This window comes from Chitinilyticum aquatile DSM 21506 (genome assembly GCF_000430805.1).
Taxonomy (GTDB): Bacteria; Pseudomonadota; Gammaproteobacteria; order Burkholderiales; family Chitinibacteraceae; genus Chitinilyticum; species Chitinilyticum aquatile.
In genome coordinates, this window is the sequence record NZ_KE387260.1 from 1 (window position 1) to 22,751 (window position 22,751).

Consider the following 22,751-nt stretch of genomic DNA (forward strand, 5'->3'; position numbering starts at 1 on the left):
TTATTCGATGATCTTGGCAACGACGCCAGCACCAACGGTACGACCACCTTCGCGGATAGCGAATCGCAGACCCTGCTCCATCGCAATCGGTGCGATCAGCGATACAGTCACTTCCACGTTATCACCCGGCATTACCATTTCAGTACCAGCCGGCAGCTCTACAGCACCAGTCACGTCGGTAGTACGGAAGTAGAACTGCGGACGATAGCCATTGAAGAACGGAGTATGACGACCACCCTCTTCCTTGGAAAGAACGTACACGGAGCCACCGAACTTGGTGTGCGGAGTAATGGAACCCGGCTTGGCCAGAACCTGACCACGCTCTACGTCTTCACGCTTGGTACCACGCAGCAGCGCGCCGATGTTGTCGCCAGCCTGACCTTGGTCCAGCAGCTTGCGGAACATTTCAACGCCAGTGCAAGTAGTCTTGACAGTCGGCTTGATACCAACGATCTCGATTTCTTCACCAACCTTGACGATACCGCGCTCAACTCGACCGGTAACCACGGTACCACGACCGGAGATGGAGAACACATCTTCAACCGGCATCAGGAAGGCGCCGTCAACAGCACGCTCCGGAGTCGGAATGTAGGAATCCAGCGCATCAGCCAGACGGAAGATCGCCGGCTCACCATATTCGGATTGATCACCTTCCAGCGCCAGGCGGGCGGAACCGGTAATGATCGGGCAATCATCGCCCGGGAAGTCGTACTTGGACAGAAGCTCGCGCACTTCCATTTCAACCAGTTCGAGCAGTTCAGCATCATCAACCAGATCAGCCTTGTTCAGGAAGACGATGATGTACGGAACGCCAACCTGGCGAGACAGCAGGATGTGCTCGCGGGTTTGCGGCATCGGGCCATCAGCAGCGGAACAAACCAGAATCGCGCCATCCATCTGAGCCGCGCCAGTGATCATGTTCTTCACATAGTCAGCGTGACCCGGGCAATCTACGTGAGCGTAGTGACGGGATTCGGTTTCGTATTCAACGTGAGCGGTGTTGATGGTAATGCCGCGCGCCTTTTCTTCCGGAGCGGAGTCAATCTGATCGTAACCCTTGGCTTCGCCACCGAACTTCTTGGACAGAATGGTGGTGATTGCAGCGGTCAGGGTGGTCTTGCCGTGGTCAACGTGGCCGATAGTACCTACGTTTACGTGCGGCTTCGTCCGTTCGAACTTTTCCTTAGCCATCGAAGTATTCCTTAAAGGGATATTTGGACAACAGATTTGAATGGAGCCGTTGGCGGGAATTGAACCCGCGACCTCTCCCTTACCAAGGGAGTGCTCTACCCCTGAGCTACAACGGCATCACAAAACTTTGGAGCGGGTGAAGGGAATCGAACCCTCGTCGTAAGCTTGGAAGGCTTCTGCTCTACCATTGAGCTACACCCGCCGCGCCAGCCACACTTTTAACGACAAGCACAGCCAGTACAACGAACTACAATCAAACTTCACACACGCTATTGAAACTGGTGGAGGGGGCAGGATTCGAACCTGCGAAGGCTGAGCCGCCGGAGTTACAGTCCGGACCCGTTGACCGCTTGGGTAACCCCTCCAAAAGAGATGCGCATTATGGTCAAGCACTGCAGATGTGTCAACAGCAAACCGCAAAATAAAGCAGACAAACGACCAACAATTCAACAAACCCATGACTGGAAAGCACATTTTTCAACCCAAACCACTTTAATCGACTCAAACCACCCCGAATTTTGCCGCCGACCTGAAAATACACCATCGCCCATTTCACTTTTGCTTATATATATGCCCCACTTCAAGCCAAGCGACTTTCAGGCATTTTTCAGAAAAAGTGCTTGATAGCCTTGACGGGGCGAGCCTCATGGTATTTAATGCGCAGCTCTTGTTGGCCGGTTAGCTCAGTTGGTAGAGCAGCGGATTGAAAATCCGCGTGTCCGTGGTTCGATTCCGCGACCGGCCACCAAGCACTTCCCCAGCCAATTCATGGCAAAGGCCGGTTAGCTCAGTTGGTAGAGCAGCGGATTGAAAATCCGCGTGTCCGTGGTTCGATTCCGCGACCGGCCACCACACCCCCCCCCAGCCAATTCATGGCAAAGGCCGGTTAGCTCAGTTGGTAGAGCAGCGGATTGAAAATCCGCGTGTCCGTGGTTCGATTCCGCGACCGGCCACCACACCCCCACTCAAAAGATCCACATAGAGCGCATGTATTCATTACATGGCGTCACGTGCTTAAGTGCAGATAGAATTCGCACCTAAAACCCGGATCAATCTTGCCATGCCCGCCACTCCTGACTCGACAGCCATCGAAGCACTTCTGCTGCAATCGCGCGAGCTGGCTTATCGCGCGCCGCACGAAGCCTACCGACTGGCCGTGACCGCAGCAAGCCAGGCAGAAAGGATCAACGAACCACAGCTGCAAATTCGCTGCAACATCCACGCCATGTCGCTTCTTTTTGACCGTGGCGAACTGCACGAGGGTGGCGAATGGCTGATGAAAGCCCTGACGGTTGCCGAGACGCACGACCTGCATCCGGAACACGGCTACCTGCTTGCACAACTGGGTATCCTGCATTACACGCTGGGCGAAAATATCCAGGCATTGGAATACTGGACCGACTGCCTGGATTACAGCAATGAACGCTTCAGCAACGATGCGCGCATCTATGCGCACATCGGCACCGGGCAGATTTATTACGCCTATGGCCAGTTTGATGCCGCTCTGCGCCACCACCTGCATGCCAAATCACTGGCCGAAGCCGGCACGACCACCGATCTGCTGACCAGCACACTCATCAACCTCGCTGCCGATTACAACCAGCTCGAACGCTACGACGAGATGCGCGCGGCACTCGACGAAGCCGAGGCCCTCAGCCGCAGGGCCGGGAATCTGAACTACCTGGGTGAGGTCTGCTATTACATGACGCTTCTGGCACTGGTGCAGAACGATCCGGCCCGCGCCAGGCAGTATGCCGATGAAGCGGCCAGCATGCCCAATATCTGCATCTGGAGCGAGGTCAGTAACGTCATCTCGCACGCACAGATTCTCCGGCGCGACGGGCAGTTCGACGAGGCATTCGCCTTGATGCTTCAGGCCATAGACCGCGCGGAAAAGGCGCACTGCAGCCACCACTTGTTCCTTGTGTACCGCCAGATTGCCGCGATGTACCATGAAAATGGCAATTTCGCCGAAAGCGCCCGCTACCACCGCAGGTATCAGGAATGCTTCCAGCGCATGGTCAACCCCGAAGTACTGGATACACTTGCGACTCTGGAAGAAAAGCTGCTAGGCCATGACTAGCCAGCCACCCGAACCGGATGGATTGCACACCTGCGCAACAGCTATCGCGCGCCCCGGCACCCGGAGCTATTCGCCTGCCGCACACGGATGCTATGCTCGTCGGTCGATCAATCGATCCCCCTTCCGCCGGCATGAGTAACTCCGCAGAACTAGACCGCCTGCTCGCCCGTACCCGCAAGCTGATCCGCACCCAGTGTGCGGAAGCCCTTGCGCAGGCACTGCATGCCGAGTCGCTCGCCAGCCAAAGCGGCAATGTCGCCCAGCACGCCAGAGCGCTATGCTGCCTCGCACACGCCCACCATATCCTCGGCAATTCAAGGCAAAGTCTTGTCACCCTGCAAAAACTGACGCAGCTCGGCGAACAGCACGATCTTGGCCAGACCGAGGGTGACGGCCTGCAGATCACCGCCCGCGTTCATTACACGCTTGGCAACTACCCATTCGCTCGCGAATACTGGCAGCGCTGCCTGACAATGCCGGATGCAGCCATCAGGCTCGAAGACCGCGTACTGGCCCACATCGGGCTTGGCCAGCTGTATTTTGCCCACGAGCATTTCCGCGCCGCGCTTGCCCACCACGAGGAAGCGGAAGAACTGGCGGCCAGCTCTGACGATTACCACCTGCAGAGCGGCATCATGATCAATATCGGCGCCGACCTCATCCAGCTAGGTCGCCTTGATGATGCGGTCAAGATACTCAAGGAAGCCCTGCCACTGGTGCGCGCCGACCAGAATTACGAATACGAAGCCGAAATTTACAGCCATCTCGGCAATATCCAGCTCCTGCAGGGCGAACACGACAAGGCGCGCATGACGCTGATGGTGGCTCTGAAAATCAACCGTCTGCACTCCAAGCAGTGGTCGGAAGGCATCAACCAGATGCTGCTGGCACGCTGTTACCTGCAAAGCGGCGATCTGACCCACGCAGCCGAATTGCTGCACACGGCAGAGCGGCTCGCGCGCAGCCTGTCCGCCCAGCACCTGCTGCTCAATGTCCTCGAAAGCCGCATCACACTGAACGAGCGACTGGGCGAACACGACGAAGCCCGACAGTTGCAGGAGCAGGCCCGGCAACTGCGCAAGGAACTACTGGCACCGCAGCGTGATGACGAGTTGTGCACCATGGAGCTGCGCTTCGAATCCACCTGATACGCTTCGCCGTATCAGCCCAAAGCCCTTTTAATGAAAGGGCTGCATCAGCATACCCATCAGAAATACTTGCAATCCGCAATAGCCGCCCAGCTGCAGCGGGCGACTGCGTGCAAAACGGGGCGCCATTTGCACCCGGCAGCTCTGCGGCAAAACAAATCCCTACGAAAAATGCACCTTTCTGACCGGGAATTTCCTTTAAAATCGCGTTTTGCACCATTCATGCCACCCGGACTGTTTGCCATGACCGAACACAGCGTCATCCTTGAACACACGCACGACCGTCTGCGCGAAATTCCCTACAACTACACCTCCTTCTCCGATCGCGAAATCGTGATCCGGTTGCTGGGTGAGGACTCCTGGCTGGTGCTCGACCAGCTCCGCCAGGAACGCAAGACCGGCCGTTCTGCCCGCATGCTGTTCGAAGTGCTCGGCGACATCTGGGTCGTGAAGCGTAACCCCTACCTGCAAGATGACCTGCTGGACAATCCGAAGCGCCTGCAGCTGCTCACCGATGCCATGCATCACCGCCTCTCGGAAATCGAAAAGCGCCGCATGGACAACGAACGGGTTGGCGTGCTGATCGCCAGCACCCGCGCCGCGGTGGACGACTTCGAGCGCGAATTCCGCGACATCGCTGCGCTGCGCAAGAAGGTAATGAAGCGCATGGGGCGGCATACCCGCAATGACAACATCTGCTTCGACGGCCTGGCCCGTGTCTCGCATGTTACCGATGCGACCGACTGGCGCGTCGAATACCCCTTCGTGGTGCTCAGCCCTGACACGGAAGAAGAAATGGCGCCACTCGTGGCGGCCTGTATCGAGCTGGGCCTGACCGTGATTCCGCGAGGTGGTGGCACCGGCTACACCGGCGGCGCCGTGCCGCTGACGCCGATGTCGGCCGTCATCAACACCGAAAAGCTCGACCGTCACAACGGTGTCGAAATGTTGCGCATCCCCGGCGTCGATCACGAAGTGGCCACTATCCAGTGCGGCGCCGGTGTCGTCACCCGCCGCGTGATGGAAGCCGCCGAAAACGCAGGCCTCGTGTTTGCCGTTGACCCCACTTCGGCCGATGCTTCGTGCATCGGTGGCAATGTCGCGATGAATGCTGGCGGCAAGAAAGCCGTGCTTTGGGGCACCGCACTGGACAATCTGGTCAGCTGGAAGATGGTTGATCCGGACGGCAACTGGAAATTCATCGAGCGTCTCGACCAAAACCTCGGCAAGATTCACGACGCCCCGCGGGCCACCTTCCGCATCACCACGCTGAAGCCGGATGGCAAGACGGTCCTGAACGAGGAGACCCTCGTCGTTCCCGGCCAGCAGTTCAGAAAAGCAGGCCTCGGCAAGGATGTGACCGACAAATTCCTCGCCGGCCTGCCCGGCGTGCAGAAGGAAGGCACCGACGGCCTGATTACCAGCGCACGCTTCATCCTGCACCGTTTGCCCGCACACACCCGCACCGTGTGTCTGGAGTTCTTCGGCACCGTCGCCCAGGCGACGCCGGCGATTGTCGAAATCAAGGATTACCTCGACGCGCACCCGGCCGTGCAGCTTGCCGGGCTGGAGCACCTCGACTGGCGCTATGTGCGTGCAGTCGGCTACGCCACCAAGGCCAAGTCGAAAGGCCGCCCGAAAATGGTACTGATCGCCGATCTGGTGTCGGACGACGAAAACGCCGTGGGCGAAGCCGCCAGCCATGTGGTGCGGCTTGCCAATGCCCGCGTCGGTGAAGGCTTCATCGCCGTCACACCGGAAGCACGCAAGAAATTCTGGCTCGACCGCGCCCGCACGGCCGCAATTGCGCGCCACACCAACGCCTTCAAGGTGAACGAGGACGTGGTCATCCCACTGCCGCGACTCGGCGATTATTCGGACGCCATCGAGCGCATCAATATCGAGCTGTCGATTGCCAACAAGCTGGAACTGCTCGACACGCTGACCGAATTCTTCCAGCAGGGCCGGCTGCCGATCGACGCTGGTGATGCGCCGGTGAGCCATGAAGAGCTGATCGGTGATCGCGGCGAGACCGCGCTGCAGCTGATCGCGCGCACGCGCACTCACTGGCAATGGATCAACGACAATCTGGATGCGTCGTTCGAGCTATACCTGACCGCCTATCCATCTGCAGCCCTTGAGCGCGAAAGCTCAGGTGAAGATACCCCGCAGAGCGTTTTCCACGCGATGCGCGATTTCGTGCTGCGCATGAGCTGGAAGCGCGAGCTGCAGCAGGCGCTGGAAGAACTGTTTGCCGGCCGCACCGACAAGCCGATTCTCGACGCCGTCCACGCCATTCACCAGAAGGTGCTGAAGGGCCGCACCTGGGTGGCGCTGCACATGCACGCCGGCGACGGCAATGTGCACACCAACATTCCGGTGAATTCGGATGATTACGACATGCTGCAGCGTGCGCATCATGCCGTGGCGCGCATCATGCAGGTTGCACGCGACCTCAACGGCGTGATTTCCGGCGAGCACGGTATCGGCATCACCAAGTACGAATTCCTGACGCGCGAAGAACTGGCGCCCTTCGAGGCCTACAAGCAGCGCGTCGACCCGAACGGCCACTTCAACAAGGGCAAGCTGCTGCCGGGCTCGGATCTGACCAACGCCTACACGCCGTCGTTCTCGCTCCTGGGGAGCGAATCGCTGATCCTGGAGCAATCCGACATCGGTTCGATCTCGAACATGGTGAAAGACTGCCTGCGCTGCGGCAAATGCAAGCCGGTGTGCACGACACACGTGCCGCGCGCCAACCTGCTGTACAGCCCGCGCAACAAGATTCTGGCCACCGGTTTGCTGACTGAGGCCTTCCTCTACGAAGAACAGACCCGTCGCGGCATTTCGCTGAAGCACTTCGAGGAACTGGGCGACGTGGCCGACCACTGCACGGTCTGCCACCGCTGCGTGAACCCCTGTCCGGTGAAGATCGACTTTGGCGACGTCACCGTTGCCATGCGCAACTTCCTGCGCAAGGAAGGCAAGAAGAAATTCAATCCGACCACCTTCATGGCAATGGCCTTCCTGAATCTGAAGGACCCGGCCACCATCAAGCTGATGCGCAAGGTTTCGATGGAATGGGCCTACAAGGGCCAGCGCCTCGCCTACCGCATCGGCAAGTCGCTGGGGCTCGCCAAATCGGTGCTGGCACAGCCGCCTTCGACCACCGGTGGCAAGCCCAACATCAAGACGCAGGTCATCCACTTCATCAACAAGCCGATGCCGGGCAATCTGCCGAAGAAAACCGCGCGCGCGCTACTGGACGTGGAAGACAGCACCGTGATTCCGGTGATCCGCGATCCGCGTCTGGCGAATGAAGACAGCGAAGCCGTGTTCTACTTCCCGGGCTGCGGCTCGGAGCGCCTCTTCAGTCAGGTTGGCCTCGCTACGCAGGCGATGCTGTGGCATGTCGGTGCGACGACGGTGCTGCCGCCGGGCTATCTGTGCTGCGGCTACCCGCAGGCTGCCGGCGGCAACAACGACAAGGCCGAAAAGATCACGATGGAAAACCGCGTGCAGTTCCATCGCCTGGCCACGACGCTGAACTACCTCGACATCAAGACCGTCATTGTGTCCTGTGGCACCTGCATGGACCAGCTGATGAAATACCGCTTCGAGGAAATATTCCCCGGCTGCCGTCTGCTCGACATCCACGAATACCTGCTGGAGAAAGGTGTCAAACTGAACGGCGTGAAGGGTGTGCAGTACATGTATCACGAGCCCTGCCACACACCGATGAAAACCATCAAGGGTGTGGATGCCGCGCAGCAGCTGATGGGGCAGCGGGTTGATCTGAACGACCGCTGCTGCGGCGAATCGGGCACCTTCGGCGTCTCGCAGCCGCACATTGCCACCCAGGTCCGTTTCCGCAAACAGGAAGAAATGGAACAGGGCGCAGCCGTGCTGCGCGCAGCCAGTGGCGGCACGGATGAGGTCAAGATCCTGACCTCCTGCCCGGCCTGCCTGCAGGGCCTGCAACGCTATGACGATGACGCCGGCACCCAGGCCGACTACATCGTGGTGGAAATGGCCAAGCACATCCTGGGTGAACAGTGGCTGCCACAGTACGTGGAAAAGGCACGCAACGGCGGCATCGAGCGCGTGCTTCTGTAAACCCTCCACAGTCCGGCCTCGCCCGGTGCGCGTCACCGGGCAAGAAAGCAGCCTGCCAGCTGTACCGGATAGAAACATGACACTTTAGCAACACCCCGACAGCGGGCCGAAGCCGATTCGGCCCGCTGTCACATCTGCCGGGCCGGCCGATCTGCAGCCTACGGTTTTACCTTATTGGGTTTGCGGCTATGCTCGGGTATAGAAACGGCTTCAATCAAGGAAACGCAATCATGTCCAGCACCTGCCCTCTTTGCCGGGAAGCCGGCGGCGAACTGCTCTGGCAGAGCGATCTCTGCCGTGTGGTGCTGGCCGACGAACCTGACTACCCCGGCTTCTGTCGCGTCATTCTGACAAGGCATGCAGCCGAGATGAGCGACCTTGCCCAAGGTGAGCGCGATGAACTGATGCGCGTGGTCTACGCGGTTGAAGCTGCACTGCGCGCAACACTGGATGTCGACAAGATCAACCTCGCCAGCCTCGGCAATATGGTGCCGCACATGCACTGGCACGTGATTCCGCGCTGGCAGGACGACCGGCACTTCCCTGCTCCCGTCTGGGCGCAGCCGGCACGCGCGGCCAGTCACAGCGTCACGGACGCGCAGCTTGCCGCGCTGCGCCAGCAGCTGCAGGCATTGCAGCCATGAGCGGCCATCTGTTTGACGTCCTGCCTGCGGCCGGCAAGGGCGCACCGCCCTTTGCCGATGCCCGTGCCGCGCGCGAATGGCTGAAACTGCTGCCGCTGATCAACACGCCGCTGGCCCATGCCGATCTGTCGGAAGCGCTGGCCAGCATGAATGCCAGCACGCTGCCACCGCTGGATAAGCTGAAAACGCTGGAGCAGTTCCGCGACACGATTCACCAGGTTCAGGAAGACTGGCAGAAGAGCATTCTGGGCAAGCCCCTGCCGCTGAGCCAGACCGAACATGCCCACTGGCAGGCGATGCTGCAGCTCTGGCAGCTCTGCCGGGATGGCTATGCCGGCTGCTGGCGTGCTGCGGCGGTCGGTGATGCCAGCGTCGCACAGTATCAGGCGCTGCTGGCCGAGCGCTCACTCTATTACGGCCTGCAGATGGTCATGAGTTATGCCCTCGTCTATCTGCTGGTACCGCAGGATTGCTGGAACCAGCTCTTTGTCCATTACCGTCTGGCCTTGCAAAGCGGGCTCGCCAGCGAGCGTGTGCGCGACAGCCGCAGCAGCGCCAACGGTATCAGCAGCTGCGACAGCCAGTTCATCCAGACCCTGCTGTTCGCCAGCAGCAATCCGCAGCAGCTCTCCCAGCGCCAGCAGCAATGGCTGCATCCGGTCCTTGAAACGCTTGCTCCGCGCACCCGCCTGGCCAGTGATGCCGCGGCGCCGGGCAAATTCGACCCGCTGCGCATCAACCTGGATACCCCTGCACCACCACAGCGCCGCACTGATGCCAGCGAGACAGAAGGCCAAGTACTGGGAATCGATACCCTGCAGCTGGCGCAATCGCTGATCAAGCGCATCAAGCTGCTCCGCCAGGGCGAAACACCCCAGCAGCTCGGCTTGGGCAGTACTCTGTCTGCGGAAGCTGCCGAGCAACTGCTGCGCGAACTCTACCGTCACTGGTGCGAACACCCCGGTGACCGCAAGCTGCCACGCAAGCAGAAGCAATCCAGCCTGCAGCTGGCGTCAAGCGGCCTGTCCAACCAGCATCAGTGGCTGGCACAGGGGCGCTATGCACCGCCGCCAGTGCAAAACAATCCGGTTTATGGCAACCGGGACCTGCTGGAAATCCAGATGTTCGGACAAACCACCACGCGCTTTGTCGCGCCAGCAGTCAGCAACCCGATACTGGAAGAATGGGAACTGCTCGATGAGAGCGTGCTGGGCCTGCGTCTGCAGCGCGCCATTGGCGGGCAACGGCTGCAACTGCAGCAATTGCTGACCGTGCAGCTGGAAAGCCAGCGCCTGTGCGGCTCGGTGCGCTGGCTGGAAATCGGCGACGAGCTGGTCACCATCGGAATCCGCCTGCTACCGGGTCTGCCCAGTGCCGCCGCCGCGCGCACGATCGAAGCCGTGCGACTGGGACAGGAAGGCTACACCAGTGTGATTCTGCTGCCCGCCATGCCGGCGCTCAAGGAACCGCTGTCACTGGTCCAGCCGCTGGGCTGGTTCCGCCAGGGACGAGTGCTTGAACTCTGGGATGGGCAAGGGATGCACAAGCTGCGCATGCAGCGGATTCTGGAGCGGGGCTGCGACTACGAGCGTATCCATATCGTGCCGGCGGGCAGCAATACATGAAAATGTATAGAGCTGAAGCCCTTTCATGAAAATGGCTGCAGCCCTATACCCACACACAACATCGTCCACCAGCCGCCGCACCCGGAGACAGTGCAGCCTGGAGCGCACAGGTGATCAGACCAGCCCTGCCAGCTGCCGCAGTCCGGCGGCATCCACCTCGTCGATCTGCTGCGGCTCGAGATAGGTTTCAGCGTACTGCAGCCAGATCTTGTCGCGCAGGAATACCTCGAACAGGTCGGGGTCGATGTGCTGCTCGGCCACCATGCGCGCCAGAATGGTCATCGCCTGCGAAAGTTTCATGCCGTGCTTGTACGGGCGGTCGCGTGCGGTCAGCGCCTCGAACACGTCAGCAATCCCCATGATGCGCGCCTGCACACTCATCTGCTCGCGGGTCAGCCCGCGCGGATAGCCCTTGCCGTCCATGCGCTCGTGGTGGCCCCCAGCGTACTCGGGCACGTTTTTCAGATGCCGCGGCCATGGCAGGCTTTCCAGCATCTGGATCGTGACCTCGATATGGTGGTTGATGATCTGTCGCTCAGCATCGGTAAGCGTACCCTTGCGGATCGACAGATTGGCCAACTCGTCATCGCTGAGAAACGGCGCATCCGAGCCATCCGGGGCGCGCCAGCGATAGGCGGCGATCTCGCGGATGCGAACCAGATCTTCGTCACGCATGAATTCGCCGCCGACATTGCAGCGGCGCAGAAAGGCCAGATCGTCGGCATAGCGCGCCAGCAACGCATCATATTCTGCCGGGGTAATGTCGCCTTTCAGGCAGGCGATCTCGACATCGCGCTTCAGGACTTCAAAGCGCGTTTCGATCAGGCCAATGCGGTCAAACAGCGTCTGCAGCTTGGTCGCCTTGTCGACCACATGCACCGGCGTGGTGACCTTGCCACAATCATGCAGCAGGCCGGCAATCTGTAGTTCGTAGCGGTCAGCCTCGCTCATGTGGAAGTCGGCCAGCGGGCCTTCGCGGGTCGCGTTAACCGCATCGGCCAGCAGCATGGTCAGCGCCGGCACCCGCTGGCAATGGCCGCCGGTATACGGCGATTTGTCATCGATGGCCAGGTTGATCAGCTTGATGAAGGCTTCGAACAGCTCCTGCAGCGAATGGATCAGGTCACGGTTGGTCAGCGCGATCGCCGCCTGCGAGGCCAGCGACTCGACCAGATGCTGGTCGGCTTCATCGAAAATGGTGGTCTGGCCGGTTTCATCCTGTGCATTGATCAGCTGCAGTGCGCCGATGATTTCCCGTTCGTGATTTTTCAGCGGCACGGTGAGGAAGGATTGCGAGCGGTAACCATTGGCGGCATCAAAAGCTCGTGTGCCCGAAAAGTCATACCCCTGCGCCTCATAGGCATCGGGAATATTGATCGTGCGGTCTTCCAGCACGGCACAGGCCACCACGTTGTTGCGGTTGGCACTGCCGTCCGGGTGATACAGCGGCACCGGACGGATCGGCACCGGCTTGCCGGTGGTGCCGCCCATTGCGACTCCGAGGCGATCGGTCATCACGATTTCAAAGTGCAGCTCGCCATCACGCAGCCGATACAGCGTCCCCGCATCAGCATGCACCAGCGATTTGGCCGCGACGAGGATGTGCTCCATCAGACTGGTAATGTCGGTTTCACCGGACAGCGCGATGCCGATGGCATTGAGGCGTTCCAGACGTTCGCGCAGGGCGGTGTTGCTCAGCATGACAGCGTCCTTACTTGATGCACACGGCGCGTACCTGCGCCATGTCGGTGATTCCAGCCAGCACCTTTTCGATGCCGTCCTGCTTGAGTGTGGTCATGCCCTCTTCCAGTGCCGCAGCCAGAATCTGCGCGACGCGGGCGCGCTCCTGCACCAGCTGCTTCACGCGGTCGCTGCCTACCAGCAGTTCATGCAAGCCCACCCTGCCCTTGTAGCCGGTATTGCCGCATTCGGCGCAACCCTTGGGGCGATAGAGCGTGATCTTGCCATCACGACCAAAATGCCGTCGCCAGTCAGCCAGAACGGTCTGCATGCAACCTTCCCTGTCTTCCTGCCACTCGGGTATTTTAAGAAGCTCGTCGGCATACTCCCTGGCCATACTGTCCAGCTCGGCGTCGCTGACGACATAAGCCTCCTTGCATTTACACAGTCGCCGCGCCAGACGCTGCGCCAGGATGCCCAGCAAGGCATCGGCAAAATTGAACGGATCCATGCCCATGTCGAGCAGACGGATTACCGACTCGGGAGCGCTGTTGGTGTGCAGCGTGGCCAGCACCAGGTGGCCGGTGAGCGAAGCCTCGATGCCGGTGCCGGCCGTCTCCGCATCCCGCATTTCGCCGACCATGATGATGTCCGGATCGGCTCGCAAAAACGCCCGCATCACACTGGCGAAGGTCAGGCCGGCCTTGGGGTTCACCTGCACCTGCCGCAGACCCTTCTGCGTGATTTCCACCGGGTCTTCGGCGGTCCAGATCTTGGTTTCCGGCGTATTGAGGTACTTCAGTACCGAGTGCAGCGTGGTCGTCTTGCCCGAGCCGGTCGGCCCGCAGACAAAGAAGAGGCCATAGGGCTTGCTGATCACCTCTTTGAGCTGCGCCAGATTGCCATCGGACAGCGCCAGCTTTTCCAGCGGCAGCGGCTCGCCGGCAGCCAGAATCCGCATCACGACGTCTTCCATGCCGCCTGCGGTCGGAATCGTCGCCACCCGCAGCTCGATATCCAGCTCCGGGATGAATTTCTTCAGTTTGATCTTGCCGTCCTGCGGCTTGCGGCGCTCGGCAATATCCAGGTCGCACATGATCTTCAGGCGCGTGACCAGCGGGCTGCGATAGCTGGCCGGGATTTCGCGATACGCCATCAGGTTGCCATCACGGCGGAAACGGATCAGCGTTTTCTCGCGCCCCGGATAGGGCTCGATATGAATGTCGGACGCGCCCTTGCGGTAGGCTTCCTGGATGATTTCGTTGGCGAGCCGCACGACTTCGTTGTCCTGCGCTGCCGACAGCGCATCGGCAGCGGCCTGCTCTTCAGCCTCGTTCACCTCGTCGTTCAGCACCAGCGGCGCATTGAGCGTCCCGACATCGCCAAACCACGCGGTAATTGTCTGCAGGAATTCGGCGCGCGTCGTCACGCAGAACTGCAGCCTGCGCCCCTCGAACCAGGGCTGCGGACCGGCAAACGTGCGGGTGAGTTCGGGGTCGGCCGACACGATGCGAACACCCGCATCGCTTTCTTCCAGCGGCAGCCACTGCTCCTGCAGCAGCTGGTCGCGCTTGAGCCGGGCCAGCAGCGTCATCGGCTTGCTGCGTCCAGCCGTGCAGGGCTCGTAGGGAACTCCGTAAAAGGCCGCCAGCGAGGCACCGATCTGGGCGGTGCTGACGCCGTAGTTTTCCAGCAGCACCAGTTCGATATCGCGCTGGTTTTTCTGCGCTTCCTTGACGGCAACCTGGAAGGCTGCCGGCGAAAGAATACCGTCATTGAGCAGCGCGTGATAGCGGTGCTTGGGCACAAAGGGAAATGCCGACTGCTGGCGCTGGCGCAGAGCCACCGCCAGCGTCTCGGCCAGCATCTTCACACCGTCAACCCGCCCGCCATCAAAGGGAGCGCCGGTCTTGCTGTTGATTAGCTGCACCACGCCAATCAGTACGCCGTCGCTCGCCTGCACCACGGGAGCCACCAGCATTTCGCGTGTACGGTATCCGGTGCGCTGGTCAACGGCCTGCAGAAACTGCAGCGTGGACGACAGGCGCTGCAGGGCGGCCTCGTCATAGACATCCGCGAGATTGAGCAGCTGCTTGTGGTTGGCGGCAAAGCCGGCAATGCTGCGGTCATTGACCGGCACGCGCAGTTCCTTTACCCCTTCGAGCCCGGTCTTGATGCGGGCGACCAGTTCGCGGCCATCGGGGCTTACGACATAGAGCGTGACGCGTTCAGCCGCGAATACCCGGCAGATATCCTGCCCCAGCTCGGTGAGGATTTCATCCAGCGGGCCGGAGGAATGGATGCGGGTCGTCAGGGCCTGCAGATCGCGCAGGAAGGCCAGATCAGCTGCAGATTGGTGCTGCTCGCTCATGCTTGTCTCGCAGTCAGACGGAAGGCAATCCGTCAGAATTCAATGGTCTCCCCTTGCAGCAAGGGGCGTATGGAATGGCGGCTATCGAGTTCGCGGATTTCGCGCAGCGTCCGGCCGCTGTCTGCCGGCTTGAGATGGGTAATCAGGACTTCGGTTTCCGTCGCCAGATTCTGCAGCTCGCTGGCCAGTGTGGCCGGACAGAGATGGCGCGCCATGGCCGCCAGCCCTGATTCATGATTGGCAAACGCCGTTTCAATAATCAAGCCGCGCAGGCACGGGATGGCATTAACGGCCTGCCAGAACTCCGGGCAGCCTACCGTATCGCCACTGTAGACGAGCGAGCCATCACCACTGTCGAGCTGAAAGCCGATGGCCGGAATGGTGTGCAGTGCCGGCAGTGCCGTAACACATACCCCATCCAGTGTCACGCCAGAGCCCTCATCAAGGGGGTGATAGCGGAGAATACCCCGCTCCGGGTCGGGGATGACACTGAAATCGGGCCACAGGTGCCAGTTGAAAAGATGCTGGCGCAATACCGCAATCGTGGCCGGCAGTGCATAGACGGTGACCGGTTTCTTGCGGGTGCTGAGCACCGTATCGAGCAGCATCGGCAGACAGGCCAGATGGTCGAGGTGAGCATGACTCAGAAAGACATGGTCAATCGCGCACAGCTCGGAAAAATTGAGGTCGCCGACGCCGGTGCCGGCATCAATGAGAATATGCTGCCCCAGCAGGAAGGACGTGGTGCGGTTGGCCCCGCCGATTCCGCCACTGCAACCCAGTACGCGTAATTCCATGGCTGCCTCAGCGGTCGAGCTGGAAGGCCATGCGCACCCCCAGCAGGTCAATGACATCACCATTCTGCAAGGCGTGCGAGTGCAAGCCCATGTCCACGCCATTCACCAGCGGCCGCTGCGCACCTTCCACATGCATCAGCGTGAAACCGCGCGGCTGCCGCATGATCATGGCGACCTGCACGCCGGCCTTGCCGACGGTCGTGCTTGCTTTCACTAGCGGCAATTCGCGCCCGGCCTGCGCACCTGATAGCAGCTTGAGGCGCCCCTTCGGCACAGGCGCCGCCGCACGTTCGGTATCGGCCAGAATCGCGGCCACGCCCGGATCGGCCTCGACCCGCGTGGCCGTAACGCCAGCTAGGCGGGCCAGTGGTGCTGCCATGACCATGGTCTTGTCAAAACCCGCCGTCGACACGGTGCCATCAAGCTGGAACAGCAACTCGGCTCGACCGATCTGGATGGCATCACCATGCTTGAGCGGCTGCTGCAGAATCGCCAGGCCATTGATCATCGTGCCGTTGGTGCTTTCCAGGTCGATCAGGACATAGCGCTCGTTTTGCCGCTCGATCGCGGCATGACTGCCCGAGACCGCCAGATTGTCGATCTGGATATCATTGCCGGCGCGACGGCCGATGGTGGTGCGCGGGCGGTTGAGGCTGAATTCTTTGAGAATTGCGCCTTCGCGCCGGAGTAACAACTTGGCCATCACATATTTTCCAGAGTGTGCGTGCGCATGCCGGAGCTCAGCCGAACCAGCTGGCCATGCGCTGCCACCACGGGTTATCGATAGAAAAATCGCGTTTCACGCGGGTCAGCAATACCGAAATATTATCGCGCCCACCCATGATATTGGCCTGCTCGATCAGGTTCTGCGCAGCCAGATCAAGATCGACCGACAGCATGCCGAGCAAACGGGCAATGCTTTCGTCGTCCAGCATGTCGGTCAGGCCGTCCGAGCAGGCCAGATAGAGATCATCCGGGCGCACGTCGAACTCCTGCACCTCGGTTTCTACATACGGTGCGATACCAAGCGCGCGCGTCAGCAGATTCTTGTCCGGCGCATAGCGGCTTTCTTCCTGTGAAATCAGGCCGGCATCGATGCGCTCCTGCAGGAGCGAGTGATCCCTGGTCAGACGTTCGAGCTGTCCGTCGCGATAGCGGTAGAGGCGCGAATCACCGATGTGCGCGACCGTGACGCGGTTGTTGTAAAAGAGCGCGGCGAGCACGGTGGTTCCCATGCCGGCGCATTGCGGGTGCGCCACTGCGGTCTGATAAATCATCGAGTTGGCACGGTCCACAGCCAGCAGCAGCATTTCATGCGCCACCGTCCACATGCTGCCCGCCGCCTGCACATGCGGCGGTGTTGCCTCGATCTGGGCGCGCATCATCTCAGACATGACCTGGACCGCGATCAGGCTGGCCACTTCGCCCGCGTTATAACCACCCATGCCATCGGCGAGCAGCATCAGGCCGATGCTGGCATCGTAATCGATGGCGTCCTCGTTATGATCGCGCACCTGACCCGTATCGGTCAGGCCGGTCATATCAAGTACCTGGGCGAGACTCTGCATTCATTTTTCCTTTGAGCTGCGCCTCCAGTCTGGCCAGCGCCAGCGCGAACTGCGCTCCGCTCTGGAAGCGCTGGCCGGCGTCTTTCTGCAGCGCCTTCATGATAATGGCGACCAGCATGTTCGGCAGCCCCCGATTGTAGTGGCGTGGGTCTGTAGGCAACAGATTGGCGATGGCATACATCAGCTCGGCCAGCGAATTGCCGTTGAAGGGCAAGTGTCCGGTGGTGAGTTGATACAGCAGCACACCCAGCGAATACAGATCGGAGCGCCCGTCGATGCGCTGGCCGGCCAGCTGCTCGGGCGACATGAACGACGGCGTCCCCAGCACCAGCCCGGTTTTGGTGCGGTTGGCGTCGGTAAGGCGGGCAATGCCGAAATCGGTGACTTTCACCTTGCGCGTTGCCGGGTCGTACATCACATTGGCCGGCTTGATGTCGCGGTGCACCACCTGCTGCTTGTGCGCGTATTCCAGCGCCAGCGCAATCTGGCGCACGATGGCCAGTGCATCGGCAAGCGGCAGCAGTGTCCCCGGAGCGGCATGCGCTTCCAGCGTACTGCCGGCAAGCAGCTCCATGGCGATATAGGCAAGGCCGTCGGCTTCGCCGGCATCAAAAATCGTCACGATGTTCGGATGAGCAAGACGGCCAGCCGTTTCCGCTTCGCGGAAAAAACGCTGGCGCGCATCATCCAGCATGTCGGCCTCGAATTCATCAGCCAGTGCCATCGTCTTGATCGCCACCACGCGGCCAATGGTCGAATCGGTGCCCTGATACACCACGCCCATCGCCCCCTTGCCCAGCTCGCGCTGCAACTGGTAGCGGCCGAGTACCTGCCGCGCATTGGCGGCTGTCGGACGCGGCGGGATAAGCGGCGCGGCAAAGCTCCCCGCTGCGTGCGCCGGCAGGCCGGGAAAATCCGGGGCAAGGCGCGCCAGATGGCGGAATACCTGATCGGCACGGCCGCGCAAACCCTTCTCTTCGCAGGCGCGCGCCAGCAGCATCAGCTCGGCATGCACATCGGCCTGCGAGGGCAGACGCAGCAGCTGGTCGCACGCCTGGTCAAGCTGGCCCTGTTCCCGCAACTGCACGGCACGCGCCAGCTGGCCGGCGACGGGAAGCGCGCCTTTGCTGCGCGTCAGCCGTTGCAGCAGCATCCCCAGCAAGAGCAGACCAAGAGCGGGCCAGGGCAGCCAGAATTGCTCGAATACCGCGGAAATTACTGCTGTGCACAGCATCAGCAGCAGGACGGTCAGACGCAGCATGGCCGACAGTTGCAGGCTGCAGCGCGGCAACAACAACTGCAAGCCCAGCACGGCGGCAAAGACCGCCAGCGAGGCAGGCAGCCCCCACGCGGGCTGCGGCAGGCTCATGCCGAACCAGATCAGTGCCAGCACCAGTGCCGCCAGCACCGCGCTACCCCGCTCCGAAAGCCACCATGTCTTGCTCATAGACTGCCCTGTTGATCCGTTCTGCCAGCCATCGTAGCAGCTCCGCAGCACGGACGGCAGCGAGCATGCTCACGGAATGTCCGCGTAAGGCATGCGCCGCAGGATGATGGCGGTTTTGCGCAACAGTTTGCGGTCGCTGCGATGCTTGTCGAAATAGCGCGGATTGGGAACCATGGACGCCAGTTTCGCAGCCTGCCCCGGGGAGAGGCGCGCGGCGCTGGTGTTGTAATAGTGGCGAGACGCGGCTTCGATACCGAAAACGCCATCGCCCCACTCGATCACATTCAGATAGATCTCGAAAATGCGCTGCTTGTCGAGCAGGGCTTCCAGCATCACGGTAATCACCGCCTCTTCCGCCTTGCGCCACGGTGTGCGCTTGCTCGACAGAAACAGGTTCTTGGCAAGCTGCTGGCTGATGGTCGAGCCTCCGGCCACGATGCGGCCTTTCTTCTGGTTTTTCTCCCAGGCGATCTGGATCGCCTCCCAGTCAAAACCATCATGCTCGAGGAATTTGGCATCCTCGCTCGCCACCAGCGCCCGCTTGATATTGGGCGAGATGCGGTCGTACTCGACCCACTGATGACGCAACTCCGCATCCGGATTCTGGTCCTGCAGGCGCTCTAGCTGCTCCTCCATGAACGAGGTCTCGCCCGGGTTTACCCAGCGCCAAGCCAGGACGTGCGCAAAGATCCACAACAGCCAGACCAGCAGCAGCAATGTCACAGCCAGCACGGCCTTGCGCAGATACCAGCCAAACGTCCGCCCCTGCAGCGCCTTCATTGCCATTGCCACCCCTGATATACCCAAGCACCCAATACTCCGCAGCCCATTAAATAAAATGGCTGCAGTCATATACCCTTAAATTACAATGCCGCCCGCAAATCGGTCAGGACCGCATCGACGGCAGGCCGGTGACCGGTCCACAGCGCGAAGGCCTCGGCCGCCTGCCCGACCAGCATGCCCAGTCCGTCGACGCGCTGCGTCACACCGGCCCGGGCCGCCTGCTGCAGGAACGCCGTTTCATCCTTGCCGTACATCATGTCGTAGGCCAGAGCGCCCTTCGCAAAGACACTGGCGGGTATGGGCAGGGCTTCGCCGGCAAGGCTGGCCGATGTGGCGTTGATGACCAGATCGAACCCGGCTGCCAGATCGGCAAAACCACACCCTTGCAGCGAAATGCCGGCAGCCTTGCCGGTAAACTCTGCAATCAATCCCTCAGCCTTGGCAGCGGTGCGATTGGCCAGCGTAATGCCTGCCGGTACTTGTGCAACCAGCGGCAGCAATACACCACGCGCCGCACCGCCGGCGCCCAGCAACAGCATGCGCTTGCCGGCGATGCCGGTGTGGCGCAGCACATCGGCCACCAGCCCGGCGCCATCGGTGTTGTCACCAAGAATCGAGCCATCATCGAGCAGCTTGAGCGTATTCACCGCCTGCGCAGCGGCTGCGCGCTCAGTGAGCCGGTCGGCCAGACGGAACGCCTCTTCCTTGAACGGTACCGTCACATTGGCGCCCTGCCCTCCTGCATCAAAAAAGGCACGTACGCTACCGGCGAAATCATCCAGCGGCGCCAGCAGCTTTTCATAACTGAAACCGGGCAGATCGAACTGGGCGGCAAACGCGGCATGAATCTGCGGCGACTTGGAGTGGGCAATCGGGTTGCCGAATACGGCGTAGCGCATGATGGGGGCCGGAAAAACGAAAGGTGTGAAGTTTACACCTCACACCCTGCGCCTAACACTACGTCCGCTCCGGGGAGGACGCAGCCTCTAGCCTTGCACCCAGGGCAGCCCTGCAGCCTGCCAGCCATTCAGGCTGCCGCGTTGCTGCTGTGCATTCTTGTCACCCTCGAAGCCTTCCAGGATGTTGTAGGCCTCGCTGTAACCATGTTCGGCCGCCAGCGCCGCGGCATCGTGACTGCGCGCACCGGAGCGGCACAGAAACAGCACGATGTTTTCCGGATCAACACGATTCTGCAACTGGGTCAGAAAGGCCGCATTGGGCTGCATGCCCAGATGTGCATCCCAGCAGCGCCATTCGACCTGCTCGGCACCGGGAACCACGCCGACCCACTGCCATTCGGCACTGCTGCGCACATCGACGATACGGACATTGGGCAGGCCCTGACTCAGGGCATGAGCCTCGGCCGGCGTCACGGCGCCGGAGTACGGCAGTTGCTGCGCTTCGGCGCGCATGCGGGCGCGCTGGAGAATCTGGTTCATTTCACTCATGCCTGCTGACTCCTGTGGTGCCATTCCCGATGGCCATGTCTGTTATGTTTTGCCCTTGCCGGCACGGTTTTGTCACAGCAAGGGAGTAGGGTCATTCTAGCAGGGAGCCTGCTGCCACAGGTCGGGCGGCAATTTTGCACCAATACAGTGCACAAATACCGGGTGCGGCACCAAAAAAGCTCAGACAAACGCACTACAGCAGCCCGAATTGTTGTGGCACAATGCCTGTTCCCCGTTTCTGGGGCTGGCACGCTTCCTGCTTACCACCTGCCCCGTATCGGGCAGAACGCAACATCTGCCTGCCAGTTCCCTACTTCATATCTCACCCGGAGAGACAAAGATGGCCGTAGCCGACGTTCTCAAGCTGATTCAGGAAAACGACATCAAGTTCGTTGACCTGCGTTTCACCGACACCATGGGTAAAGAGCAGCACGTGACTGTTCCGTCCCACGTGGTTGACGAAGAATGGTTCGTCAACGGCCACGCTTTCGATGGTTCCTCCATCGCTGGCTGGAAGGGCATCCAGGCTTCCGACATGCTGCTGATGCCGGATCCGACTACCGCCAACATCGACCCATTCTTCGACGAGCCGACCGTGATCATCACCTGCGACGTGGTCGAGCCGGATACCGGCAAGGGCTACGACCGCGACCCGCGCTCCATCGCCAAGCGCGCTGAAGCCTATCTGAAGACTTCCGGCATCGGCGACACCGCCTACTTCGGTCCGGAACCCGAATTCTTCATCTTCGACAACGTCCGCTGGGGCGTTGACATGTCCGGCTGCTTCCTGAAGATCGGTTCGGAAGAAGGCGCCTGGGCGACCTCCGAAGAATTCGAAGGCGGCAACCTCGGCCACCGTCCGCGCGTCAAGGGCGGCTACTTCCCGGTTCCGCCGGTTGACAGCCACCAGGACATCCGCGCCACCATGGTGCTGATCCTGGAAGAACTGGGCGTACCGGTTGAAGTGTTCCACCACGAAGTAGCCAACGCCGGCCAGAACGAAATCGGCACCAAGTTCTCGACGCTCACCAAGCGCGCTGACTGGACCCAGATCCTGAAGTACGTGGTTCACAACGTGGCCAACCAGTACGGCAAGACTGCTACCTTCATGCCGAAGCCGATCGTTGGCGACAACGGTTCGGGCATGCACGTTCACCAGTCCATCTGGAAGGACGGCAAGAACCTGTTCGCAGGCAACGGCTATGCAGGTCTGTCGGAAATGGCCCTGTTCTACATCGGCGGTATCATCAAGCACGCCAAGGCACTGAACGCCATTACCAACCCGGGCACCAACTCCTACAAGCGTCTGGTTCCGCACTACGAAGCACCGGTGAAGCTGGCTTACTCCGCCAAGAACCGTTCCGCTTCCATCCGCATCCCGCACGTGGCATCCGACAAGGGTCGTCGTATCGAAACCCGCTTCCCGGATCCGCTGGCCAACCCGTACCTGTGTTTCGCCGCGCTGCTGATGGCCGGTCTGGACGGCATCCAGAACAAGATCCACCCGGGCGATCCGGCTGACAAGAACCTGTACGACCTGCCGCCGGAAGAAGATGCCAAGATCCCGGCAGTCTGCGCGTCGCTGGACGAAGCACTGGCCGAGCTGGACAAGGATCGCGAGTTCCTGACCCGCGGCGGTGTATTCAGCAACGAGTGGATCGACGCCTACATCGAACTGAAGATGGGCGAAGTGAACCGCGTTCGCATGACCACTCACCCGGTCGAATTCGACATGTACTACTCCCTGTAATAACAGGCGTAGCCATCCGAATGGAAAACCCCGCTGCGGCGGGGTTTTTTCTTGCCCGCAGCACAGTACAATCTGCCCTTTCCCACGCAAATCCATGCCG

The 22,751-nt window shown here is 60.8% G+C and carries 16 protein-coding genes and 6 tRNA genes; 9 read left to right on the plus strand and 13 right to left on the minus strand.

Annotated elements, in window-relative coordinates:
• The 4 genes from tuf to H559_RS0115560 all read right to left on the minus strand — a co-directional run bounded on the left by tuf (nt 1) and on the right by H559_RS0115560 (nt 1,556).
• A complete protein-coding gene (gene tuf / locus H559_RS0115545; RefSeq protein ID WP_028453429.1) occupies nt 1–1,191 on the minus strand; it encodes an elongation factor Tu in 1,191 nt (396 codons plus the stop codon).
• A gap of 41 nt (nt 1,192–1,232) precedes the next feature.
• A tRNA-Thr gene (locus H559_RS0115550) sits at nt 1,233–1,307 on the minus strand.
• Between the two features lie 12 nt (nt 1,308–1,319).
• A tRNA-Gly gene (locus H559_RS0115555) sits at nt 1,320–1,393 on the minus strand.
• Between the two features lie 77 nt (nt 1,394–1,470).
• Nucleotides 1,471–1,556, minus strand: a tRNA-Tyr gene (locus H559_RS0115560).
• A 307-nt stretch (nt 1,557–1,863) separates the two neighbouring features.
• Between H559_RS0115560 and H559_RS0115565 the strand changes: the two genes are divergently transcribed.
• The 8 genes from H559_RS0115565 (at nt 1,864) to H559_RS0115605 (ending at nt 10,807) form a co-directional block, all read left to right on the plus strand.
• A tRNA-Phe gene (locus H559_RS0115565) sits at nt 1,864–1,939 on the plus strand.
• A gap of 28 nt (nt 1,940–1,967) precedes the next feature.
• Nucleotides 1,968–2,043: transfer RNA gene (locus tag H559_RS0115570), tRNA-Phe, on the plus strand.
• Nucleotides 2,044–2,071: 28 nt separating this feature from the next.
• A tRNA-Phe gene (locus H559_RS0115575) sits at nt 2,072–2,147 on the plus strand.
• 104 nt (nt 2,148–2,251) lie between these two features.
• Nucleotides 2,252–3,274, plus strand: a complete 1,023-nt coding sequence (locus H559_RS0115580) for a tetratricopeptide repeat protein (protein WP_028453430.1) — start codon at nt 2,252–2,254, stop codon at nt 3,272–3,274.
• 131 nt (nt 3,275–3,405) lie between these two features.
• On the plus strand, nt 3,406–4,422 hold the full coding sequence (locus H559_RS0115585) for a tetratricopeptide repeat protein (protein WP_028453431.1): 1,017 nt from the start codon (nt 3,406–3,408) through the stop codon (nt 4,420–4,422).
• Nucleotides 4,423–4,665: 243 nt separating this feature from the next.
• Nucleotides 4,666–8,538, plus strand: coding sequence for a DUF3683 domain-containing protein (locus H559_RS0115595; RefSeq protein ID WP_034641872.1), 3,873 nt, complete (start codon nt 4,666–4,668; stop codon nt 8,536–8,538).
• 230 nt (nt 8,539–8,768) lie between these two features.
• A complete protein-coding gene (locus H559_RS0115600) occupies nt 8,769–9,182 on the plus strand; it encodes an HIT family protein (RefSeq protein WP_028453433.1) in 414 nt (137 codons plus the stop codon).
• A complete protein-coding gene (locus tag H559_RS0115605) occupies nt 9,179–10,807 on the plus strand; it encodes a cyclic-di-GMP receptor FimW-related protein (RefSeq protein WP_028453434.1) in 1,629 nt (542 codons plus the stop codon). The genes H559_RS0115600 and H559_RS0115605 overlap by 4 nt, the downstream gene beginning before the upstream one ends.
• Nucleotides 10,808–10,921: 114 nt before the next feature.
• On the opposite strand, the gene H559_RS0115610 is transcribed toward H559_RS0115605, so the two are convergent.
• From H559_RS0115610 to H559_RS0115650, 9 genes are all read right to left on the minus strand, one after another.
• Nucleotides 10,922–12,508 carry an HD family phosphohydrolase gene (locus H559_RS0115610; protein WP_028453435.1) on the minus strand — a complete coding sequence of 529 codons (1,587 nt, stop codon included), beginning with the start codon at nt 12,506–12,508 and terminating at the stop codon, nt 10,922–10,924.
• A gap of 10 nt (nt 12,509–12,518) precedes the next feature.
• Nucleotides 12,519–14,858: a GspE/PulE family protein gene (locus tag H559_RS0115615; protein WP_028453436.1), complete on the minus strand. Its 2,340-nt coding sequence runs from the start codon at nt 14,856–14,858 to the stop codon at nt 12,519–12,521.
• Nucleotides 14,859–14,890: 32 nt separating this feature from the next.
• Complete coding sequence (locus H559_RS0115620; protein ID WP_028453437.1) at nt 14,891–15,655, minus strand: MBL fold metallo-hydrolase; 765 nt, start codon at nt 15,653–15,655, stop codon at nt 14,891–14,893.
• Between the two features lie 7 nt (nt 15,656–15,662).
• Nucleotides 15,663–16,358 carry an FHA domain-containing protein gene (locus tag H559_RS0115625; protein ID WP_028453438.1) on the minus strand — a complete coding sequence of 232 codons (696 nt, stop codon included), beginning with the start codon at nt 16,356–16,358 and terminating at the stop codon, nt 15,663–15,665.
• A 37-nt stretch (nt 16,359–16,395) separates the two neighbouring features.
• Nucleotides 16,396–17,223, minus strand: coding sequence for a Stp1/IreP family PP2C-type Ser/Thr phosphatase (locus tag H559_RS0115630; RefSeq protein ID WP_028453439.1), 828 nt, complete (start codon nt 17,221–17,223; stop codon nt 16,396–16,398).
• Nucleotides 17,198–18,670, minus strand: coding sequence for a serine/threonine-protein kinase (locus H559_RS20765; RefSeq protein ID WP_051279613.1), 1,473 nt, complete (start codon nt 18,668–18,670; stop codon nt 17,198–17,200). The genes H559_RS0115630 and H559_RS20765 overlap by 26 nt, the downstream gene beginning before the upstream one ends.
• 69 nt (nt 18,671–18,739) lie before the next feature.
• Nucleotides 18,740–19,456: a monofunctional biosynthetic peptidoglycan transglycosylase gene (gene mtgA / locus H559_RS0115640; protein ID WP_245579389.1), complete on the minus strand. Its 717-nt coding sequence runs from the start codon at nt 19,454–19,456 to the stop codon at nt 18,740–18,742.
• A 77-nt stretch (nt 19,457–19,533) separates the two neighbouring features.
• Nucleotides 19,534–20,352 (minus strand): shikimate dehydrogenase, encoded by an 819-nt coding sequence (gene aroE, locus H559_RS0115645; RefSeq protein WP_211230959.1) that lies wholly within the window; start codon nt 20,350–20,352, stop codon nt 19,534–19,536.
• A gap of 87 nt (nt 20,353–20,439) precedes the next feature.
• Nucleotides 20,440–20,901 (minus strand): rhodanese-like domain-containing protein, encoded by a 462-nt coding sequence (locus H559_RS0115650; RefSeq protein WP_028453442.1) that lies wholly within the window; start codon nt 20,899–20,901, stop codon nt 20,440–20,442.
• Nucleotides 20,902–21,241: 340 nt separating this feature from the next.
• On the opposite strand from H559_RS0115650, the gene glnA reads away from it, so the two are divergent.
• The gene (glnA, locus tag H559_RS0115655) at nt 21,242–22,651 is read left to right on the plus strand and encodes a glutamate--ammonia ligase (RefSeq protein WP_028453443.1); all 1,410 of its coding nucleotides are present in this window, start codon (nt 21,242–21,244) and stop codon (nt 22,649–22,651) included.
• The last annotated feature ends 100 nt before the right edge of the window (nt 22,652–22,751 follow it).

Bases quoted from the DNA above. Each gene is read 5' to 3' on its own strand.
- tuf (WP_028453429.1), bottom strand. From the start codon at position 1,191: ATGGCTAAGGAAAAGTTCGAACGGACGAAGCCGCACGTAAACGTAGGT.
- H559_RS0115580 (WP_028453430.1), top strand. From the start codon at position 2,252: ATGCCCGCCACTCCTGACTCGACAGCCATCGAAGCACTTCTGCTGCAA.
- H559_RS0115585 (WP_028453431.1), top strand. From the start codon at position 3,406: ATGAGTAACTCCGCAGAACTAGACCGCCTGCTCGCCCGTACCCGCAAG.
- H559_RS0115595 (WP_034641872.1), top strand. From the start codon at position 4,666: ATGACCGAACACAGCGTCATCCTTGAACACACGCACGACCGTCTGCGC.
- H559_RS0115600 (WP_028453433.1), top strand. From the start codon at position 8,769: ATGTCCAGCACCTGCCCTCTTTGCCGGGAAGCCGGCGGCGAACTGCTC.
- H559_RS0115605 (WP_028453434.1), top strand. From the start codon at position 9,179: ATGAGCGGCCATCTGTTTGACGTCCTGCCTGCGGCCGGCAAGGGCGCA.
- H559_RS0115610 (WP_028453435.1), bottom strand. From the start codon at position 12,508: ATGCTGAGCAACACCGCCCTGCGCGAACGTCTGGAACGCCTCAATGCC.
- H559_RS0115615 (WP_028453436.1), bottom strand. From the start codon at position 14,858: ATGAGCGAGCAGCACCAATCTGCAGCTGATCTGGCCTTCCTGCGCGAT.
- H559_RS0115620 (WP_028453437.1), bottom strand. From the start codon at position 15,655: ATGGAATTACGCGTACTGGGTTGCAGTGGCGGAATCGGCGGGGCCAAC.
- H559_RS0115625 (WP_028453438.1), bottom strand. From the start codon at position 16,358: ATGGCCAAGTTGTTACTCCGGCGCGAAGGCGCAATTCTCAAAGAATTC.
- H559_RS0115630 (WP_028453439.1), bottom strand. From the start codon at position 17,223: ATGCAGAGTCTCGCCCAGGTACTTGATATGACCGGCCTGACCGATACG.
- H559_RS20765 (WP_051279613.1), bottom strand. From the start codon at position 18,670: ATGAGCAAGACATGGTGGCTTTCGGAGCGGGGTAGCGCGGTGCTGGCG.
- mtgA (WP_245579389.1), bottom strand. From the start codon at position 19,456: ATGGCAATGAAGGCGCTGCAGGGGCGGACGTTTGGCTGGTATCTGCGC.
- aroE (WP_211230959.1), bottom strand. From the start codon at position 20,352: ATGCGCTACGCCGTATTCGGCAACCCGATTGCCCACTCCAAGTCGCCG.
- H559_RS0115650 (WP_028453442.1), bottom strand. From the start codon at position 20,901: ATGAGTGAAATGAACCAGATTCTCCAGCGCGCCCGCATGCGCGCCGAA.
- glnA (WP_028453443.1), top strand. From the start codon at position 21,242: ATGGCCGTAGCCGACGTTCTCAAGCTGATTCAGGAAAACGACATCAAG.